16 protein-coding genes and 1 pseudogene are annotated in these 20320 nt (G+C 44.1%); 5 read left to right on the top strand and 12 right to left on the bottom strand.

Annotated elements, in window-relative coordinates:
- The coding region (locus V5298_RS14285; protein WP_332932123.1) for a hypothetical protein at positions 1–264 on the top strand (264 nt) is incomplete at its 5' end.
- A 133-nt stretch (positions 265–397) separates the two neighbouring features.
- Here V5298_RS14285 and V5298_RS14280 read toward each other — a convergent pair.
- The 10 genes from V5298_RS14280 to V5298_RS14235 all read right to left on the bottom strand — a co-directional run bounded on the left by V5298_RS14280 (position 398) and on the right by V5298_RS14235 (position 12515).
- Positions 398–1270: a sulfotransferase gene (locus tag V5298_RS14280; protein WP_332932122.1), complete on the bottom strand. Its 873-nt coding sequence runs from the start codon at positions 1268–1270 to the stop codon at positions 398–400.
- A 157-nt stretch (positions 1271–1427) separates the two neighbouring features.
- On the bottom strand, positions 1428–3080 hold the full coding sequence (locus tag V5298_RS14275) for a hypothetical protein (protein ID WP_332932121.1): 1653 nt from the start codon (positions 3078–3080) through the stop codon (positions 1428–1430).
- Positions 3081–3088: 8 nt separating this feature from the next.
- A complete protein-coding gene (locus V5298_RS14270; protein ID WP_332932120.1) occupies positions 3089–3853 on the bottom strand; it encodes a sulfotransferase family 2 domain-containing protein in 765 nt (254 codons plus the stop codon).
- Positions 3850–5286 carry a lipopolysaccharide biosynthesis protein gene (locus V5298_RS14265; RefSeq protein WP_332932119.1) on the bottom strand — a complete coding sequence of 479 codons (1437 nt, stop codon included), beginning with the start codon at positions 5284–5286 and terminating at the stop codon, positions 3850–3852. Before V5298_RS14265 ends, V5298_RS14270 begins: the two co-directional genes overlap by 4 nt.
- 2 nt (positions 5287–5288) lie before the next feature.
- A complete protein-coding gene (locus V5298_RS14260) occupies positions 5289–6236 on the bottom strand; it encodes a sulfotransferase family protein (RefSeq protein WP_332932118.1) in 948 nt (315 codons plus the stop codon).
- 8 nt (positions 6237–6244) lie between these two features.
- The gene (locus V5298_RS14255; RefSeq protein WP_332932117.1) at positions 6245–7174 is read right to left on the bottom strand and encodes a glycosyltransferase family A protein; all 930 of its coding nucleotides are present in this window, start codon (positions 7172–7174) and stop codon (positions 6245–6247) included.
- A 7-nt stretch (positions 7175–7181) separates the two neighbouring features.
- A complete protein-coding gene (locus tag V5298_RS14250; RefSeq protein ID WP_332932116.1) occupies positions 7182–8531 on the bottom strand; it encodes an O-antigen ligase family protein in 1350 nt (449 codons plus the stop codon).
- Positions 8528–9613 (bottom strand): GNAT family N-acetyltransferase, encoded by a 1086-nt coding sequence (locus V5298_RS14245; protein WP_332932115.1) that lies wholly within the window; start codon positions 9611–9613, stop codon positions 8528–8530. The genes V5298_RS14250 and V5298_RS14245 overlap by 4 nt, the downstream gene beginning before the upstream one ends.
- 2 nt (positions 9614–9615) lie before the next feature.
- The gene (gene xrt, locus V5298_RS14240; protein ID WP_332932114.1) at positions 9616–11046 is read right to left on the bottom strand and encodes an exosortase; all 1431 of its coding nucleotides are present in this window, start codon (positions 11044–11046) and stop codon (positions 9616–9618) included.
- Positions 11047–11102: 56 nt separating this feature from the next.
- Positions 11103–12515 (bottom strand): TIGR03013 family XrtA/PEP-CTERM system glycosyltransferase, encoded by a 1413-nt coding sequence (locus tag V5298_RS14235; RefSeq protein WP_332932113.1) that lies wholly within the window; start codon positions 12513–12515, stop codon positions 11103–11105.
- 197 nt (positions 12516–12712) lie between these two features.
- On the opposite strand from V5298_RS14235, the gene V5298_RS14230 reads away from it, so the two are divergent.
- The 4 genes from V5298_RS14230 to V5298_RS14215 are packed head-to-tail and all read left to right on the top strand — an operon-like array spanning position 12713 to position 17458.
- Positions 12713–13300, top strand: a complete 588-nt coding sequence (locus V5298_RS14230; protein WP_416351188.1) for an XrtA/PEP-CTERM system exopolysaccharide export protein — start codon at positions 12713–12715, stop codon at positions 13298–13300.
- 24 nt (positions 13301–13324) lie between these two features.
- A complete protein-coding gene (locus V5298_RS14225; RefSeq protein ID WP_332932111.1) occupies positions 13325–14902 on the top strand; it encodes an XrtA system polysaccharide chain length determinant in 1578 nt (525 codons plus the stop codon).
- The gene (locus V5298_RS14220) at positions 14902–15810 is read left to right on the top strand and encodes an XrtA-associated tyrosine autokinase (protein WP_332932110.1); all 909 of its coding nucleotides are present in this window, start codon (positions 14902–14904) and stop codon (positions 15808–15810) included. Before V5298_RS14225 ends, V5298_RS14220 begins: the two co-directional genes overlap by 1 nt.
- Before the next feature lies 1 nt (position 15811).
- A complete protein-coding gene (locus V5298_RS14215) occupies positions 15812–17458 on the top strand; it encodes a TIGR03016 family PEP-CTERM system-associated outer membrane protein (RefSeq protein WP_332932109.1) in 1647 nt (548 codons plus the stop codon).
- A 72-nt stretch (positions 17459–17530) separates the two neighbouring features.
- Here the strand turns inward: V5298_RS14215 and V5298_RS14210 are convergent, their stop codons facing one another.
- Positions 17531–18640: an XrtA/PEP-CTERM system-associated ATPase gene (locus tag V5298_RS14210; RefSeq protein WP_332932108.1), complete on the bottom strand. Its 1110-nt coding sequence runs from the start codon at positions 18638–18640 to the stop codon at positions 17531–17533.
- Between the two features lie 115 nt (positions 18641–18755).
- Positions 18756–20177, bottom strand: a pseudogene (hldE, locus tag V5298_RS14205) (bifunctional D-glycero-beta-D-manno-heptose-7-phosphate kinase/D-glycero-beta-D-manno-heptose 1-phosphate adenylyltransferase HldE).
- Positions 20178–20320 lie beyond the last annotated feature (143 nt).

The raw sequence follows: 20320 nt of genomic DNA, 5'->3' as shown, positions 1-20320 counted from the left end.
GCCGACAGGTATTACGACAATATTGCCAGTAACAATATTGACGCGGTGAGCGTGAATTACACCAACAAAAGCGTCTACGCCGATACCGACAACCCCTTGTTTAGTCTCGGCACGTCAGCCGCCGCTTTTAATGGTGAAATTCCCTTTAACAATCCCCTTTACTACTTAGAGGCCATGTATAAGGCAGCAAACACAAGACCCGAAGAACAAGCCCCGGTATTTAAAACCTATAAAGACAGTGATGCCACGATGGGGGCATTTTAATTGGGTTTTGTTGGTTACTCTACGCCATGGCATTATCACTTTTACTAAAACGTGAAAGTGCCACGACGATTTAAAATGAATCACTAAAGACAAAAAAAGCTGCAATAGGCAGCTTTTTTATTGAGGCATAATGTCAAACATGGTAACCGAGGCCTGGCAGTGCATCGAGATCCTCGTCATCATAGTGAATCAAATCTTTATCTTGGTATTTGCGCATACATTTTGTAGCTTCAGGTAAACCCAGCACCCGTGCCCGCGTATCTTCGCTAATATCCACATTTAAAAATTCAATTAGTCTTAGCATTGTTTCGTCTGGCGATTCACATAAATCTTCAAATCGAATAACCAAAAATTGGCTACTTGGCAATTGCTGCCCAAAATTTAAGACTGATTGATTTGCTTTTACCCAATATTTAAATGACAGTCTTGGTGTACAGGACGAGGCGGTGATATCTTCATTCAATACATGTCGAGACCAGTTTATACACTGCTGTTGATTCTCGCTTAACGACATGTCGATGCCATGACGAATAGTATGAATATATTTTAAATCTGGATACGCCTTTAAAAAATGCCGTAGCAACAGCCAAGAATTCGGCTCTTTGAACCCCCAAAGCGCTCCATCACTTTGTTTTTGCCGACGATTTTTAACTACCTTCAAAAAATTCTTATAAGCAAAACGGCGGCCTAAGCCCTCTACCGTTTCTTTATGTCGCATCCAATCAAAAAAGGTAAAGGCAATAATTTGCACATCAACCATTGTCAAAGAGGTTTCAGCCCCCGATAAATGGGCAAAGGTTTTAATAACAGGCGCCACAATTTCAGGCCTATCAATATTCTTGAGTAGCCATTCTTTGCGTTTAAACATCAAAGTAAACAGTAAGTTATCACTGGCATGATTCAGGGTATGCCCCATATCAACGCCCATATGAATTAAAGCTTCTGAGATGATTCGAGTACCGCTTCCCCCTACACCACCTACGATAACAGGCTGATTATTCATCATGAATTTTAACCCTCTATTCCTGTAACTAAGTGGTAGAATTTTAATTTAGTTTTTTCGCGAATTTCTTCCTATCTACCCATAAGGGCGCATTACAAAACCCAATGACTTCACTTAGCATACAGCATAATCCATCGTTATTTCACCGACATTACTGTCCTTACTTAATTTCGCTCATAATATAGCGTTCTGGGGTTGGACGATGAGAGTATGGCGGGATCAACCACTGTTTTTTATCCCCATAGTTTGACATTAGGTTCGGCATCCAATCATTGTCCGTGACATCCAGTGAAACAAAATCAATGGTATCGTTATCCAGTTCAACATCAGAAAAGTAAGGCTGGGATAAGTCAGCTTCACCGTCATGATGATAATATTGGATGGCGACTTTACCCAACTGGTTGTTACTAAAGTGCACCCGTGGTTTCCCGAACGTCCATTGCTTAGGCTTTAACATATCCCGTATCAGAATGGGCGATGAATTCGCTAATAAAAACACGCTGTCGGTAACATCCAGCGAGCCTAAACCATGGTAAATACGAAAAATGGTGCCAGCAAAATCCTTGGAAAAAACAAATAAATTACGTTTAAAGCTTACCGGACCACGGTTACTCCCCGTGCCATCTCCCCCAACGCGAACACTGTGCTGCGTACCAATATGAACAAGCACATTATCTTCAACATAGCCATAAAGAGGTTCACTGTCATCATAGGCATCATAGCCAATTAATTCGATCAAATAACGGGACTGCTCATCGCTAGAGGTTTCCAGCCAGTTGTGCTCGATGCGGGTGATCTCAGCACGGGATTTAACGGCATTCCCCCGATTTCCATGAACAAAACTGTTTTCCAAGGTAAAAACACTACCGGGAAATCGATCACGATCCGTTGCGATGTATATGGCATGTCCCCAAGCGCGCCCTTCTACTTTCCCTCCCGAATCAACCACTTCACTGTTAGTTATGGTTAAGGAGCCGGAATTTTGGTCAGTGCCTAATACGCCATGATGGCAATCCCTGATTAATACGTCACGGATAACCGTATACGCCCCCTCATGACGTACACAGACATCACCATGTTCAATAATAAGGTTTTCTATATGCCAAAAGTATGAACCCGATAACCCGACGACCCAATCCCGTCGGCCTCCCCCTTTTCCAATTAAACGGGGCCGCTCCATTGCAGATTTCGCATCGCTTTTAATGGTAATAGGCGCATCCTTTGTACCCGAGATATTTTTCGCAATGAAGCCCTGATAAGTGGCACCTGACTCTAATAAAATAGTGTCGCCGGGATGAACTAAATCCAGCACGTCATCGACTTCACGGTAAATAGAATTCGGCCCAACTTTATAGGTTTGCTGACTTGGTGTAGAGGACGTATAAATACGCCAAATCAACAGATACTGCATACGTTTTAATTGTACCGCACTGGGATCTTCAAAGAGATTAACAATAACCCTTTGACCTTTGCGTTGTTTTGCCGGCGCCATAGCTCGTAATCGTATGCTATCGCCGTCTTTTATCTTCTGCCCATTGGCGACGACAAAGGGCTGCTCATTTAAGGACACCTCAACCCCTTTACTCTGTACAGTCAGATACGTATCTATACCGGAGAAAATCAAACACGATGAGACCAATGCTTCGTTTGGTTGAACCCCCACCGCACTGGGAAACGTAACTTGCTTACGTTTACCGTTAGCTCTTACCGAAATATCTTTTTTAGCGCACCCCTCTTGCACAATATCTTTTCCAAAAGTGAGAGAGGAAAACGTAAGAAACACCACTAACATTGAGCAAAGTAAAGGATTCATAGTATGGATTAACGCCCCCGAAGTTTTAATTTGATGGTACGCATAGGCTCTTTACGATGATCTAAAAATGGATATTTCGTTGTAAGTGCAGAGGCATAACATAATGCGTTATATTTGATGACGGAACTTGACGGCACAGTGCCCCAACCTTCAGGCAACGCATAGCCCTGCTGTTGCATAAAGGGGCCAAAGTTTTTCACTGCCGTGGCTTTCATTTTATCGCTGGTGTAATAGGCTTCAAAACTTTCTTTTTTGACCTTCGTTTTGTTACCTACAGGCAATGGACGCACCTGTTCCGCGCCCACGGTCTTAAGCATAGTGGAAAAATCCTCCTGAAGATTTTCAAAACGCATAACAAAATCATAGGAAAACCCAGGGATAAAATAAAAATTCATGTAGGTATAATTTAGGTATTTCCAGAAGTAGTCGTCAAAGGAGTAACCCGCTTTATTCACATCCATGAAGGCTTCAACCTGAGATTGATGACTCCAGCCACCATTTTCTTCCCAGTTTTGTGGATCGGAATACTCATGATGATCGGACATGTACTTGAAGTACTGGGCCAGGGTTTTGTCTAATGGGTTTCTAATCCCAATTACCTTTTTATACTTACGTTGCTGTGGTGTGGCGATCCTGAAAAATTTATCCAGTGAGTCATGTTTAGACAACACATGCTGACCGCCGTAATTTTCAACCAGCTCATTCGCGATGACGGTACAGGCCGTTTGTTTGTTCTGTATAAAAACAAACTTAAATTTGTCACAAACAATCACTTTACTTTTCTCCTAACTAAAGCACTTAACTCACTAATAAACTTGGCATTAACAAAATACAGGATCGTAAGATATATAAAGCCGCCTGCCGAAATTTGAGCAATAACAATGCCAATAGAGAAGAGATTCAATGTACCTAGCCATGTACCTAGCCAATAAACGCCCACAAACATTACCGCACCGGCTATAAAAGGCGCGGTAATATTTCGCCATTTATCTTTTAATGACAGACCAATAACCGCACAGGCTCGCGTCGTCGTGATGACATACGCTAAGGAATAGCCAACAAGCCAAGCTACGGCCATTCTCTCCGGTGTTGTACCAATAAAATAAAAACACGGAATAAGAATAACCAGTGTTATAAACATATTGGAGATCATAATGTTGAGATTACCCGATGATTTCAGCAAAGGAGAAAACATCTCAAACCCCGAACGCAATGGCATGGATAGGCAGTACAGCATGATTACCGTACCGGCTGCTTGCCATTTTTCACCAAAGATAAGTGGAACGGCATGAATCGCACAGGCGGCAATCCCCCAAAATACCGGTATGAATAAAAGATAGGCCATCCTTTGGGACTTTTGGAAATAACGACGCTGCCGTTCAGGATCATCTTGAATTTTGGCATACGCAGGAAACGCGACTTGCCGAATCAAGGGCATCACTTTGGATGCTGGGATCATGGCAACAACGATAGCAAACTGATAGATACCCACCTCGTAGCTGGACATCACAATACCGGCAATGGCGATATCAATATTACTGGTTAAATGAGCCAGTATCCCAAAGAAGGATGCCTTTTTAGCAAACGTCACCATGTCTCTAATCGACGACGTTATTCGTGCTGGCCAAACCCAGGTGCGCTCGTTAGTTAAATAGCCTATCTGTTTTAGCGTGCTTGCCACTAAGTTTCCCACCACAATAGACCAAAAGCCAAAATCCATATAGGCCATGGATACCGTGGTCAAGGAACCCACCGACTCACTGAATGCATCAATCAAGGACAACTGCTTAAAGCGCATATCCCGATTCAATTGGGTCTGCTGCATAATACCAATGAGTACAATCAGGAAGTTAAACGATGTGATCTGCAATACCGCTTCTATTGCCGGGTTGTCATAAAAAGACGCAATAAAGGGGGCGCTCAGTTGCATAAGGGCAAAAAACAACAGGTGAGCGATAATCATAAAAGAGAAAAACTGAGACTGTTTCTCCACCGTAAGGTTAGGCTCGCGAATCAAAGAAGACGTGATGCCGCCTGTACTCACAGACCAGAGTAATGCCGAGAAAAAGGACCCCAAAGCGATAATCGTATAGTCTTCAGGAAAAAGCAGCCTTAGGGTAAAAATGGTGGTTATCCAGCGGATAGATTGACCAATGATTTTACCGATAGCGACCCATTTTAAAGAATAAATGACCTCATCGCGCACGATTAAATCTCCGGCTTAATATTCAGTAACTTGCGCACAAATTCTTCCGTTTTTTTCAGCGGTAAACCCACTTTCCACCAAAGGGAGCGATAGGAACGAAAAAATAAATGACGATAAAAGACTTCCGATTTTTTAATGTCTTTAATGTGCTCTTTAAGTACCGAAGATAAGCCATCACAATGTTGATTATATTGCTCTACCAGACTGTTTGGTAAATCCCCAACTTTTGAAACCTGATTGAATACCGATTCACTTAACGTACCCAAAGGGGTTTGACTCACTTGTAGATTATTTTGCTTACGTAACCGGGTATCAATAAAAGCGGATTTAATGGTCGTATCAATGGGTATGTCCACATGGCTGTATATTTTTTTTACTTGTTCTTGAGGCGATGTCATTAAATCATCAAAAGTAATCACGATACGGTTGTCGGGTGTGGTATTCATCAAACTAGACAGGGTGTAATTCAACCATAGCATTAGGGATTTATCCGTTGAAAATTGATCCCGCTTTGCCAAAGACCCCACCACTTCAGCGGGATGACGTAACATAACAACATAAGTGGGTTCTACCTCCACTTGTGCTAATACTTTCTGCCAAAAAGGTAATAACAGTGAGGTTCTGGGATCTTTCATCCCCCACGCAGCATGTTTGCCGTATTCTCGCTGGATTAACGAGACTGCCTTTGGCAACCATTTATCCAGCTTTTCCCATTCACATTCTCTATGGGCGGATGCCAGGGGATCATCCCAAGACCAGCCCAATTCATCAAACAACCGTTCGTTGAAACGTACCAAGGCCGAATTTTCAAAAAAGCCTTTTTCATTCACACCTTTTTGCGGGCCATACAAGTCATCCCCCATAAAGACGCCCTGCTCTGACAACGAACCGGACACCGCTGAGGTGCCGCTTCGGTGCATCCCAATGATAATGAGTGCTTTGCTTTTCACTGCCGCTCCTATGAAATGATGGCTTTACGCAGACGTTTTAGTTGGACAATAAAAGCGGGCGGTATCACATAAAGAAGCATTCCCCACATGAGCCAATCCAAACGTAATTTATTGGTTTTCCACGCTGACAAAAAACACTTACCGGCGCTGCGAGTCTCATTGCGATAAAGGAAGTTATTCCCGTAGTGTAAATACACCTTTTGTAACCCCGTTTCCAACAAATCGATTTCATCACGCCCCATATCCGGCAATGCCGCCAGCGTTTGCATACAATACACATCGGCATCCAGCATTTTCTGGTTATCTAAGGAATAATTATCACCGTGAATAACATAGGTAGCGAGGGGCTTTTTCACTACCGCAAACTCACATAACCTGGATACACGCATCCATACGAAACGATCATCAACCCCTTGCAGTTGTCTGTCGGCGTTAAAATAACCAATTTGCTCAATGAGTGATTTACGTAACACCACCGTACAACAGGTAATAAAGTTCTTCTTACTTAGGGCGGCGAAACAACGTCCCTCATGGGCCGGCAGTATTTGCTGGCGATGTCCACGGGTATTCACCGCTTCGGTGCCGGTATAGACAAGTCCGATGGCGGGATTACTAAAATGAGGCATTTGCTGGGCCAATTTATCAGCATGCCAAATATCATCCTGATCACAAAAGGCGATAAACGAGCCACTGGCCGCTTTAATCCCCGTATTCCTAGCCGCAGCGACGCCACCATTTTCCTGATGAATAACCTTGAGTCTTGGTTCAGTCTCAAAGGGCTGAATATGACTATCTAAAGGTTCCGGTGAACCGTCATTAACCACGATGACTTCGATGTCGGTATAGGTCTGGGCGAACAAGGCAGCGAGGGTTTGCCCCACTGTTTTTCCCCCATTATAAAACGGTACAATGACACTGACTTTCTGTTGCATACTCATCTTATTGCTATAGTCCAAGTAGAACGATAATTATTACGTACAATATCGGAAGGGAAATAAACGCCCCCAGTGCACACTTGAAGAAACTAGGCCCAGATATACTGGGTTTTAAATCAGGGTGTATTCGACTGACTCTGATATAACAGGCTGCACACAATGCGGCGAAAATATAGAAAAAGAGAATATAAGTACGACTGATGAAAAAGGCAGTGGTACAAAAGCCTATCATTGAAATAGTAAGATAAACTGCCGACGCTTGCTCTTTTAAGAATAAGGCTTTGTTCGTTGCACGCTGCGCATCCAATTTTCTTATCCGAATAAGCATGACGAACATAATAAAGATAAAGGTCATCCACAGCGTGTAGCCCGCGGTTCCAAGCTCGGCAAAGGTCAATACGTAGGAATTATGTGCCGTTTTATTGTGATAAATGACAAATTGTTCTTTCCCCACACCAAACAAGGGCCGGTATTTGAACATTTGTACCCCTTGATACCAGGCTTCGAGTCGGGAATTAGCACTTTCATCGTCCGTTGATATCGCACGAAATTTTGACATCACAAAAATAGCCACCGGGGACGCCAGTGATGTCAAAACAATGGTCTTAACTTTGCCATATCGAAGATAGAAAAAAGCAATAAATACAACAAATATGCCCACTAATGAGCCTCGACTACCGGTCCAGTAAATTCCCGCTAAATATGCCGCAACACAAGATAGATACACCAATTTCATGATTTTACTTTTCGCTTGTGTCATGAAGTAAGCGGCAAGCGGTACATTCATGATCAAAAACATCCCCATATCATTGGGATCATTGAAGATACCGATATACCGAGCTTGCAGGGCGTCGCCCCGAGGCATTGCGGCTTCTGCCCAACCGATTCCCAGCGGATTGGAAATTTGCGACCAGGCCTGCTGCACCATCACTAAGGATGCTGCCATGCTAACGAACAAGATCCATCGATGCCGAGCATAGGTTTGCAAAAAGCCAAGATACAATAAGAAGGGTAAAAAGTTCGATACAAAGGAATCTTGCATCACATAGGCATTGGCGAAAAATCGAAATGCCCGAAATTCGGAGAGCACAACCACGAAAAACATGCCCAATAACAAGGAGCACTGTACATTCCAGATTTTCGGAGAAAGGGAGACGAGGTAACTGATAGACGCCAGAACGATAAAAATTCTTAACAAAGGAAAGTTTAATTCAAATATCGGCCATTCGTGAGGGCGCACAAAAACCAACACCGTATAAATAAATAGGAAAAAGAATCCCATAGAACAGGTGGCTTTAAATTCCTCGGCCGGTTGCACGATCTTATCCCTCTGATCAGAGACGATGGCTTGGTTGTTCATTTCCTATTCCTGTAAAAACGGGCAATCACTTTTTGTATTAAAACCACCATCATTTCCCTGTATTTTCGTACTATTGAAGGATAGACCGTTATTTTAAATAGCGGCTCTTCATGGGTTGTTAAACGCGTTTTATAGGTATAGTCCGGCTTACTGCCAAGAAAATCATATTCATCCAGACCTTCACTTAGTGCGAACTGGGCCTGCACAAGATGCATGATACTACCGGCAGATACGTTAGGTTTAAATTCTTCATTAATACCGTTTTGATAAAAAAACATACTTTTATCATTGGTAAACCCGTAAAAAACCGCAATGACGTCGTCAGATACCGCCAGTTGCGTTAGCGCTAAGCGCCCATTTTCCCATAAACGGGGAATTAAATACTGATGAAAAGCCATAAAATCCGGATCATCAAAAATGGTTTGGGTTTGCTTTTTTTGCCAACGACGCCGATGAAGTGTAACCAATGTCTGAAACATGGCCATAGCCTGGGGCAAATTTTCAGGTCGTACAACCGTCGCGCCATCTTGTTTTAAGAAAGTATTGTAATAGCGGGTGGCTTTTTTTCTTAATTTAGATTTGGCTAGTGGTGGATTGTGTAAAGGAATGAAGTAACGACGCAGGTGACTTTGCTGGAGCAATCGCCCTTTGGGTACCGCCCCTTCCAGCCAACGTTTAAGCTGCGCATTTTGGCGTATGTTTGGGATAAACAAGGTTTTGTTAAAAGCGTCAATCACCGTTAGTAGGGCGTGCTTGATATCAGCCACATAAGCCCCATCGAGCAAGATATCGAGATACTCGGAACAAACTTCGCTTTTTTCTGGTTCCCCGGTACCCAGAAAATACAGATGACGCGGCTTGGCCACGGGGCAATACAAAGGAAGCAAAGCAACAAGCTTGTGTTGATCCCAGACACAATACACCGACAAATCCCTTATGTGGCGTTTAAAAACCTCACACCAAGTGAGCAACCAAGCACTACTTAAGAAGACCTGGCCGTTTTCGGCCCGGTCGTAAAGCGCATCCCAATCACGTTGTAGCGCCTGCAATTCATCACGGGACGTAATGCGAGAAATACGCACGTTTACCACACTCGTGCGGCGGTATTCCAAGATGCTTTTTCAGCATCACAGTTTCCATTGCACTGAATATGTGTCCAATCCAAGCCAGATTCCCGAATATTCATAAACGCATTTTCTAAACGTAACTTTTTCATCTCAACCACACTCGGCGTGGTTTCGCCATTAATAAAAAAGCGCCAGGCAAAAAAGTGGTGTTGTCCTTTATATACGGTGGTTACCGTATTCCAGCCCTGCTGTGTAGACCGACTAAGTACTTTCCAGTGTTCAGGGAAATAGCGAACCTGATATTGGGTGGGCTTGCCATCAATATCAGAACCGTTAAACACCACTTTCCCTTTGTCCACATAACCCCTACCCAGTTGGGCACGTGTTACACATTCATAAGCAGGGTAAGGCAGCAACGGAGCCACGTCACCGAGACTGTCAAAGGATGCACATTGGGCCTGTGGCATCTGGGGGGAAGAAAAAAGCGATAACGAAAGGGCCGATGAGGAAAGCAACACGAGTAAAGCGGCCCCGATGAGTGTTTTTGACTGAGTATGAAGCCGAGTCCCCATAGTAGGCGCTGCGTCTTCCATGGGATCCGAAGGTTCTTTTTTCGCCAGTTTTTCACCATACCAAAATAGAATAATCACAAAGGGCGCGTAGATATACCAGCCAAAATTATTGTGATCACGCATTAAGTCACTTTGCATGTTGGAAAAATGACCAATCAACACTAAGGCAGCAATGCGTAACCAATTGGTGATCAGGGCGCCAATGATGGCTAGCAGCATAAACTTCACAATAGACGATGACCGGCGCAAATTCAGAAACACAAAAAGACTTCCTATTGCCAAGGACACCAGAAAATAGCGCAAGCCACTACACCCGCCGGCAATAATGAAGGTGCCTTCGGGAATCATCACGGAGGTATTTTCCACATACGTTGGTATACCGGTTAATGCCATGATATTCATTACAGAAAATACAGAAAGGTGCTGTAGCGCAGTCTGTAATGTGCCCCACAATGGATACATAAAGAGTAAAAATGCTACCGTGTAGGCAAGCCCCCAGGAAAAGCGAAACACCATCCAATAGAGATTGGCCAGTATGGCTAACGACAAGCCCCAAATCAGCAAACTAATCTGTGAGGCCAGCGCAACAAAATACAACACACATAGGATTACGCTGCAAACAATCGCAGGAACGTAGAGGCGATCCCGCGGGATGAGCTGGCCCGTTTTAGCCAGTACATAAATAAGATAGATGAAAATAAATGGGATCAGGTAGGCATGAGAATAGGTGCCATCATCAAAACCATGTCGCCACAAGGTCACCATAACCGGGGTGTTAAATAGTGCCCATACAACACCGAGTAGCACGGAAACCCAAAACAGATTCCGTGCCGGGTGTGTGGAAAAAAACGAGAAAAAACCGTCCTTACTTTGCATTAACTGCTTCCTATTGCTATCCCTACTTCCCTGATGACAAAAAATATCGTGGGGAACTAACGCCCTTTGCCAAACAAGACTATTTCAACGGTTCGGATAAGAATTAAAATATCCAACAGTAAACTTTGATGCTTGACATAGTAAAGATCAAATTTGAGTTTTTCCATAGAGTCTTCGACGCTTGCACCATAGGGATAGTTAAGCTGCGCCCAACCGGCTAAACCGGGCTTCACATTGTGGCGCTGATTGTAATAAGGCACCTCCCGAACTAGCTTTTCCACAAACTCGGGTCTTTCAGGACGTGGGCCGATAAATGCCATTTCGCCTTTAAAAACATTGATCAGCTGTGGGAGTTCGTCGATACGGTATTTACGGATAAAATGGCCGATACGGGTAACCCGATCATCATTCTTACTGGCCCATTTTGCACCATCTTTCTCCGCATCCGGACGCATACTTCTAAACTTAATGATTTTAAACAACTTACCATTAAGACCAACCCGCTCCTGCTTATAGAAAACTGAAGACCCGGTTCTGCGTCCGTCATCCAACCAAATAATAAATGCCGTCATGAGCATAAATGGCCATGCGAATAACAAAATAAAGGTGGCAAGGAATGCGTTCAATAAGTAGTCGAGGGCATCACGAAGGTAATTCTGGCTATGAAAACCGTTTGAGTAGATCACCCAACTGGGATACATAAGGTTAACCACAATTTGCCCGGTTTCCCGCTCCATAAAATCAAGCAGGTCTGTCACTTCAATGCCCCGTAAGCGACATTCAAATAACACATCAATGGGCAGTGTTCCCCGACGTTGGTCACAAGCAATAACAATTTCTTCAATTTCATTTTCAGCAATAAACTGCTGAAAATTTTCATCAACCTTAACGTGGATGATTTTTTCTCTTTTTATCCCATCTTCTCGGTTATCACCAGGTATAGGAACAAATCCCAATAGATCAAACCCAATACGGTCAACATCACGACGCATACGTTTTTCGATAATCGAGGCTCGTTCGCCGGCACCTAACACCAGAATGCGTACCTTGCCTAAACCCAGCAAGCCAAGACGGTTGGTAAAATACCGAAAGATAACCAGCATGATAATGGTACTGGACACAGCGGCGGGTAGGAAATAAGAGTGCATGACAAGTTCATCAAATAAGGCGCGACTTATCACTTCAACCAGAAAATAACTTAGCCCAACACTGACAAAGATACGTCTTATGATACCGCGGAAAGTTTCACGAAGTTTGGCTTCGTACAACCCCACAGACAACGAACACAGAAGAATACAAACAGTCAATAATCCTACATTGACCACTAGTTTTTCGATTGTTACTGGATTACTCAAGCCTATTTGGACCAGAATAAACTGCGTGATATAGCCCATATAGGCAATGAGTAACGCTTCGGTTACTACAAGTATATTGGAACGTTTACTCTGATTGTGCTTATTTATCGCCACCCTTGGCCCCCTGAAACTGCAACATCTTTGTTCATGATAAAGGTTATTATTGTAATAGACTATACAAGATGTTGGCATTATAGTGCTATTTGCCGTAGGGTAAATTACATTAAGGCAGAAAATTGATTATAACGAGTGTAGGATGAACTCTCATGTATTGGTCTAAACACATATTAAGTTTGACGGTTGTCGGCGCTATGACAGCCCTATCTGGATGCACAAGCCACTCAACGTTGCCGGAGGCAACAGCTCACCCATCAATGACAACAAATGTAAATGACTACCAATACCTTATTGGGCCTGGTGATTCATTGACGATTTTTGTCTGGCGTAACCCTGAAATATCTGGTCAATTTATTGTTCGTCCAGATGGAAAAGTGACGACGTCGTTGGTTGAAGATGTGGACGTCGCCGGAAAAACCCCTTCAATGCTTGCACGAGAATTGGAAGAAAAACTGTCTACCTTTATCAATAATCCTCGGGTTACGGTAAGTGTAAATAACTTTTCTGGGCCTTTAAGTGAACAGGTTCGCGTGATTGGCGAAGCGGCCAACCCTCGTGCGATTAGCTATTCTGAAAATATGACGCTACTGGATGTCATGATTGCTGTGGGCGGCTTAACGGAATTTGCTGACGGTAATGATGCTAAGTTGGTTCGGGTGGTTGATGGAAAACAAACCACTTATGATGTCAATATTGATGATTTGATTCGCGATGGCGACATTTCTAAAAATATCGATATTTTACCGGGAGATATCGTTATCATCCCTGAAGCTTGGTTCTAGTAGTACAGGTAGTTGGAACAATAAATGCAGGAATTACAGCGCACCCTCGGTCAGCTGAATGACTACTTAAAGGGAATTTGGGTTAAAAAGCGTTTAATTATGGTGTGTACCTGGATACTTTGTCCAATTGGTTTCGCCTATGTCGCTATTTTGCCCGATATTTATCGCTCGCAGGCCGTGGTGTTTGTCGATACCCGATCGGTTCTCCAACCTCTCTTAAAAGGGCTTGCCATCCAATCGAATCCTGATCAGGAAATTCAGATGATGGCAAAAACCCTGCTAAGCAGGTCGAACGTAGAGACCATCGCCAGGGAAAGTGACTTAGATTTAACCACCACCAGTGACGAGGAATTCGATAATCTTATCGATACCCTGTCACGTCAGATCCAATTACGCTCTACGGGTCGTGACAACATTTTTACCATTTCCTATGAAAATAAAAACGCCGCCATGGCACAAACCGTTGTTCAGGAAACCCTGAACCTGTTTGTGGAAGGAGCGTTAGGGAATAACCGGCGAGATACGGATACGGCCAACCGTTTTCTAGATGAACAGATTGCAGAATATGAATCCCGTTTATCCGAAGCCGAACAGCGCTTGGCTGATTTTAAACGTCAATATAGTAACATCTTGCCCTTGCAAGGCACCTTCTATACCACGTTGCAAACGCTAAACAACGATTTACAAGCCACACGTTTGCTTATAAAGCAAACCAACCAGCAAGTCGACTCATTAAAAAACCAGCTTTCCAGGGCTAAGAAAACCGGTGATAGTTTTGGTGTAACCAATGAAAGCGAGTCGGTTTTGCGTACTCGTTATGATGAGCGCATTAAAGCGTTAGAAGAACAACTCGATAGCCTTAAGCTAAGGTTTACCGAACAACACCCGGATGTCATAGAGACTAAGGCGCTGCTAGCCAGTTTAGAAAAAGCCCGTAAGAAAGAAATCGACGAATTCCTTAACGATAGCGCTGGGGAAGAGAATGATGATGTCCCCATGAGTGATCTTAATCAGGAAATCAAACTGGAGATCAGTCGTCATCAAAGTTCTGTTGCGGCCTTAAAGGTAAAAGAGCAGGACTTACAACGACGTATTAAAGAATTAGAGTCCAAAATTGACTTGGTTCCTCAAATTGAAGCGGAATCCGCATCGTTAAACCGTGACTATGACATTACCAAGAAAAAATACGAAGAATTACTCTCTCGTCGTGAATCCGCCGACCTATCCCGTCGTGCCGATGTCTCTGCTGAAGAACTTCAATTCCGTATTATTGAGCCACCATTAGAGCCAAATACACCGTCTGGTCCTTATCGGATAGTGTTCTATACTATGGTTCTGTTCCTTAGTTTTGGCATAGGAACCGGGCTGGCGTTCTTGGTCAGTCAGTTCTCGCCATTGTTGATACGCGCTTCACAATTACAACAAGTAACGGATTATCCAGTATGGGGCACAGTGACACACCTACATATTGATAAAATAAAGAAATCAAACCGAATGCGCATGGGAGTCTTCCTCTTATCGTCAGGCACCTTGGTCGTTATATATGGTGTATTAGTTGGCGCTGAATTGCTTAATATTGATTTACTGCGAGGTGCTTTCTAATGAGCAGTACTATTGAAAAGGCGTTGCAGCGTCAGCGTGAAGCGCAACAAAAACAAAAAGCTTTAGACAATGAAACCCAGTCTGACACCGTGGCACCGAAAAATGCCTCGGCCAAGGCTGCGCGAAAAAGCGCCGCGCCTTCAGCCCGGGGACCAAATTCTGAACTTACGCCCTTTAATATCAATATTGAACGACTGGAAAGCAATGGACATATTTCCATATCCGGTCTGCGTAGACAAATTAACGAAGAATATCGTGAAATTAAACGCAAACTATTGAATAACGCATTTGGGCAACTCTCGTCCACATTGAACAACAGTAATATCATCATGGTCACCAGTGGTCGTCCTTCGGAAGGTAAAACCTTTACGGCCTGTAATCTGGCATTAAGTATTGCCGCAGAACAAGATAAAACGGTTCTGCTGGTAGATGCGGATGTGCTAAAGCCCAATGTACTAAACACGTTAGGGTTAGAGCGACGCAAAGGGCTTATGGAATATCTCACCGGAGAGGTTGAAGACATCTCTGATGTACTCTACCCCACCAATGTGGATAAACTAAAAATTATTCCAGCGGGTCGTTCTCATCATCTGACCACCGAGTATTTGGCGAGTGAAAAAATGGCAGACACGGTAAACGAGTTTGCCAATCGATACCCCGACCGTATCGTAATTTTTGATACGCCCCCCCTTATCGGTATTACAGAAACGGCTGTATTGGCGAACTTTGCAGGTCAGGCTGTGGTTGTTGTTGAAGAAGGGAAATCCAAAATCAATGACATTCGACACGCTGTAGAGAGATTAAACCCCAATATGGCCATTGGCTTTGTGGTTAACAAATCAGTCAACAGCGATCCGGAAGGAACCGGCTACTATGGTTATTACTACTCGGAAAGGCAAGAGTCTTAGTATGCAACTACCTACTGGCAAAAATAAACATTGGCTAGTGACACTATCGCCCCTTGCATTGGCGATAGTGTCCCAGTTAGGCGTTGCCAAAGGGCTAGATGTCTCTGCATCTATAGAAGGATCGACGTTGTTACAAAACCGTCATTCTGAAGTGATAGATGAAGAATTAGTAACCTATTCATTAACGCCGGAAATTGTGGCACTACTGAATACTCGAACCATCTCTGGTCGTCTGGTAGGGAATGTTACCCACCTAGATCGAGATGCCGATGATGCATCACGAAAAGATACCTTTGCGGAATATAGTTACGATTTAAACTGGCAAGCTATCGATAACGTTTTACGTTTTCAAACCCAAGGAACCCAACGTTATATTGATAGTTCTGGCAGTGACTTTTTGGTGTCAGATTATTTTCTTAATGCAGATTCTCTGGCCAAAGTACAAACCCAAAGTTACGCAAGTTACTTTACCCTACCCCAAGGGGATTGGGTGACAGGTACGGCCTCGTTAACCTATTCTAAAACCGAAGGTTCGGAAAACGAATACCGCAGCACAGCGTCGGTTAATAGTGATGCGATTACAGGTACGATGTTGTTTACCAGCGGAGATGATGCCAACGATTATTTCTGGATGATTCAGGGTAATTATCAGGATTTGGAACGCGATGAATCCTCCTCCAATGGCGACTACAGCAGCGAATATGTCAATGGCTACGTTGATACGGTGCTCAATAGGCCTTGGGCGGTGCGCGTTACCGCTACATACGATGCGAATGACTTAGCCGATAGCAGCGGTGAGTTTTCCAATGATCGCGATTTCAAAAGCTATGGTTTAGGGTTAACCTATCGCCTAGGTGATGATCGCTATATTTCAATTACCGCCAATAAAATAGAGTCCGATGTAGCCGCTGACGATGGCGACACCTTTGTTGGTTTGGATGCCCAATGGGCAATCACGCCACGTACCAGTGTCCAAGCGTCTTATGGTCATCGATTTTACGGTAAGTCAGCCAGTGCCAGTATAACTTATAACTCCCGTAAAGTACGCGGTCTGGTGAGCTATACAGAGCAGGTCACCTCTTATTCGGCCTTGGCAGCAACGGCCGAAACCCTTGGTATCTTTGTTTGCCCTACGGGTAGCTTCACTGCGGATTCCTGCTACCTAGCCAGTTCACTGGACTACACGCCGGCGGATGATGAACAGTTAATACAAATCATCTCCACAGGACTGGAACTATCTAACGCCATCATCCTAAGAAAATCCGGTGTGGCTCAGTTTGGATTACAAGGTCGACACACAACCCTCACATTCAACCTGCAATATGCTAACGATGACTACCTTGAATTGGATCGTCAACGGGAAACCTATGCGGCGAGTATTAGCGGCAGTTATGAACTGAGCCGTTATTCCAACCTGTTAAGCTCAATTCAGTATGGGCACATTGATCAAACCGGTACATCCACCACCGAAGGTGATAACGAGCAATGGTCCAGTACCATCGGTTACAAGCGGAAATTTGGTCAATACCTTTCAGGAGATGTTGAGCTCGGTTATATACGTCGTTCCGGTACATTAAATACCACGGTGTACGGCACAAGTTATGACGAGCGTCGGATCACCTTCTCGCTCAAATACGACTTCAAATAAAAAAAGCCGCTTATATAAGCGGCTTTTTTGTTAAATTCATTGTACTTTTACCAAACATGGCAAAACTGCAAATTATTCCCCGTCTTCTTTTAATCTAACGTAGGTTTTATATTTCTTTTTAAGCATTTTATCGATGTATTGCGTCAGCTTTACTTTATGGGCAATGGCATCATCAAGGGCATCCACCAGTTCCGCCAACATGGCTTTGTAATACTCCGCATCCTGCACTTCATTACCATTGGGCGTAATTAATTTTTTATGCGGCCCTTTACCCTTTATTTGTGCCATGACTTCATCGAGATCGATCTCATCCTCATCGTCGTCATCGTCATCCGCTAAATCACTGTCTGTGAAAGACGGTGAATCAGGCACAAACATTTCTTCGCGCACCTCATCGATAACCGTATTCACCGCGGTTTCATCAAGCACATCTAACTCTTCTAAGAAGCCGAAAAGTAAAATTCGGTCCATCAATGTATTGATTTTACGAGGAACGCCTCGAGTAAACTGATGAATACGAGCAAAGGCTTCGTCAGAAAACAGGGCATTTCCATTCCAGCCCGCATGCTCCATCCGGTATTCAATATAACGTTTGGTTTCTTCTTCCACCAACGGAGCAAGGTGACAGGAGGCAACAATACGCTGCCTAAACTGTTCCATGTTAGGGGCACGAAGTATGGGTTGAAGTTCTTCTTGGCCTAACAAAAAGCTTTGTAGCAGTGGTTTACCATTTTCCTGGAAATTCGATAGCATCCGCAGTTCTTCGATGGTTTCAAGAGGCAAATTTTGCGCCTCGTCCACCAAGAGCAACGCCCGTTGTCCTTGCTTGCTTAGCGCAAACAAAAAGCCTTCCAGTTCTTTTAAAATATCAGCTTTCGTTAGCCCTGCCACATTGATGCCGAACTTAGAGGACACCATTTTAACCAGTTCATCCGGCGTAAGCTTCGGGGTAACAATTTGGGCGGCAACAATATCATCTTCTATTTCAGACAATAAACTATTGGCAATGGTCGTTTTACCCGTACCAATATCACCGGTAATGACGATAAAACCTTCAGCTTGGGATAACCCATATTGCAGATACGACATTGCTCTTTTATGCCATTTACTGGCAAAGAAAAATGCCGGATCAGGTGTTAGCTGAAACGGCTTTGAATCGAGTCCATAAAAACTTTCGTACATGAAAAATACCGCTGATCCTAGAAAACACTGCTCACATTGAACTTAAGGGTATCCTAAAGCCCCCCTGTTCGCCATGATTCTATCTATTTAGGATAGAATATACCTTAGTAACCCTTTATTCACCGACTATCTGGCGAATAATACCTGTGGTGGAAACACCTTCTTCAAAATGCAAAACACGCACCTCGCCGCCGTTTTCCATCACTTCTTTTCCGCCGGCAATCTCTTCCACTTTATAATCTCCCCCTTTTACCAAGACATCAGGTAACAGGGTTGCGATTAACCGTTGAGGCGTATCTTCTGAAAAGGGGACAACCCAGTCTACCGCCCCTAACCCCGCCAGAACGGCCATTCTGCGGCTAACATTATTGATCGGACGTCCGGGGCCTTTTAAACGGGTAACCGAATCATCATCATTGACTGCAACAATTAATCGGTCACCCAGTTTTGCCGCCGCTTGGAGATAACTCACATGGCCGGCATGTAATATATCAAAACACCCATTGGTCATGACAATACGTTCATTTCGGCGATGGGCCTGCTGCATGGCTTCTGCTAACTGCGCTTCAGTCATAACGCCACCATCTAAATGGGTAGATTGTTCCGATAATGCCACCGCCAATTCCGTTGTACTTACTGTGGAAGTTCCTAATTTCCCCACCACAATACTGGCGGCAATATTGGCCAGCACGCAAGCTTCCTTAAGTGAAAGGCCGGCGGCCATAGAGACAGCTAACGCAGATACCACGGTATCGCCAGCACCAGTAACATCATAGACTTCCTTAGCTTTTGCCGGTAAATGATAGGCTGAATTGCCATCTTCATACAGGGTCATGCCTTGTTCAGAACGGGTCAGTAATGGGGCCGATGGGTTTCAATCCCGTCGCAGTCTCTGGGCCTGCTCACGATGCTCAGGTTCTTCTTTCGCGCTGACTTTTACCAACGACAGTGCGTCGCGATGGGGCGTGATGAGCGTTGCCCCGGCATAACGAGTAAAATCATGGCCTTTAGGATCGATAATAACCGGCTTTCCTGCCGCCCGGGCCGCCTCAATAAGGAGTTGAACATGGGACAGGCACCCTTTTGCATAATCGGATAGCACCACCAGATCATGGGAGGATAAGGCCTGCTTAAAAGCCGCTAGTAATTCAGCTTTATCCATATCGGCGTAGCTTTTTTCAAAATCGAGGCGTAACAGTTGTTGATTGCGGCTCATCACCCGTAATTTGGTAATGGTGTCCCGCTGTGGACAACGAATGAGGTGGGGCTCAATCGCATAAGATGACAAACGTTCTGCAAGGATATGACCGTTCTCATCATCCCCACATAACCCCAGTAGTGTCACCTTTGCCCCTAAGGTAGCCGCATTTATGGCCACATTCGCTGCACCACCTGGGCGATCTTCGGTATCCTGCACGTTCACCACTGGCACCGGTGCTTCAGGTGAGATCCTCGACGTCCCGCCCGACCAATAGCGGTCTAACATGATGTCGCCAACGATTAGAATGTGGGTTTGACTGAAATCTGGTAAAATCATAGTTTCATTAACTGATAAAAACGTTGCGCAAGAGTATACCAGTGAAGAAGGAAAAAGAGCAGACGGGGCAGACAACCTGGTATATTTATATGGTAGAAAACCGCTATCAGCAACTGTATACCGGAATAACAACGGATATAAAC

Source organism: Alteromonas sp. 14N.309.X.WAT.G.H12 (assembly GCF_036697315.1).
Taxonomy (GTDB): domain Bacteria; phylum Pseudomonadota; class Gammaproteobacteria; order Enterobacterales; family Alteromonadaceae; genus Alteromonas.
Note: the sequence above shows the minus strand (reverse complement) of the source record. Positions and strands in the feature narration are given on the sequence as shown.

What these genes read in the sequence shown, in the direction of transcription:
- V5298_RS14280 (WP_332932122.1), bottom strand. Translation starts at nt 1,270, where the DNA reads ATGATGAATAATCAGCCTGTTATCGTAGGTGGTGTAGGGGGAAGCGGT.
- V5298_RS14275 (WP_332932121.1), bottom strand. Translation starts at nt 3,080, where the DNA reads ATGAATCCTTTACTTTGCTCAATGTTAGTGGTGTTTCTTACGTTTTCC.
- V5298_RS14255 (WP_332932117.1), bottom strand. Translation starts at nt 7,174, where the DNA reads ATGAGTATGCAACAGAAAGTCAGTGTCATTGTACCGTTTTATAATGGG.
- V5298_RS14250 (WP_332932116.1), bottom strand. Translation starts at nt 8,531, where the DNA reads ATGAACAACCAAGCCATCGTCTCTGATCAGAGGGATAAGATCGTGCAA.
- xrt (WP_332932114.1), bottom strand. Translation starts at nt 11,046, where the DNA reads ATGCAAAGTAAGGACGGTTTTTTCTCGTTTTTTTCCACACACCCGGCA.
- V5298_RS14230 (WP_416351188.1), top strand. Translation starts at nt 12,713, where the DNA reads ATGACAGCCCTATCTGGATGCACAAGCCACTCAACGTTGCCGGAGGCA.
- V5298_RS14225 (WP_332932111.1), top strand. Translation starts at nt 13,325, where the DNA reads ATGCAGGAATTACAGCGCACCCTCGGTCAGCTGAATGACTACTTAAAG.
- V5298_RS14220 (WP_332932110.1), top strand. Translation starts at nt 14,902, where the DNA reads ATGAGCAGTACTATTGAAAAGGCGTTGCAGCGTCAGCGTGAAGCGCAA.
- V5298_RS14215 (WP_332932109.1), top strand. Translation starts at nt 15,812, where the DNA reads ATGCAACTACCTACTGGCAAAAATAAACATTGGCTAGTGACACTATCG.
- V5298_RS14210 (WP_332932108.1), bottom strand. Translation starts at nt 18,640, where the DNA reads ATGTACGAAAGTTTTTATGGACTCGATTCAAAGCCGTTTCAGCTAACA.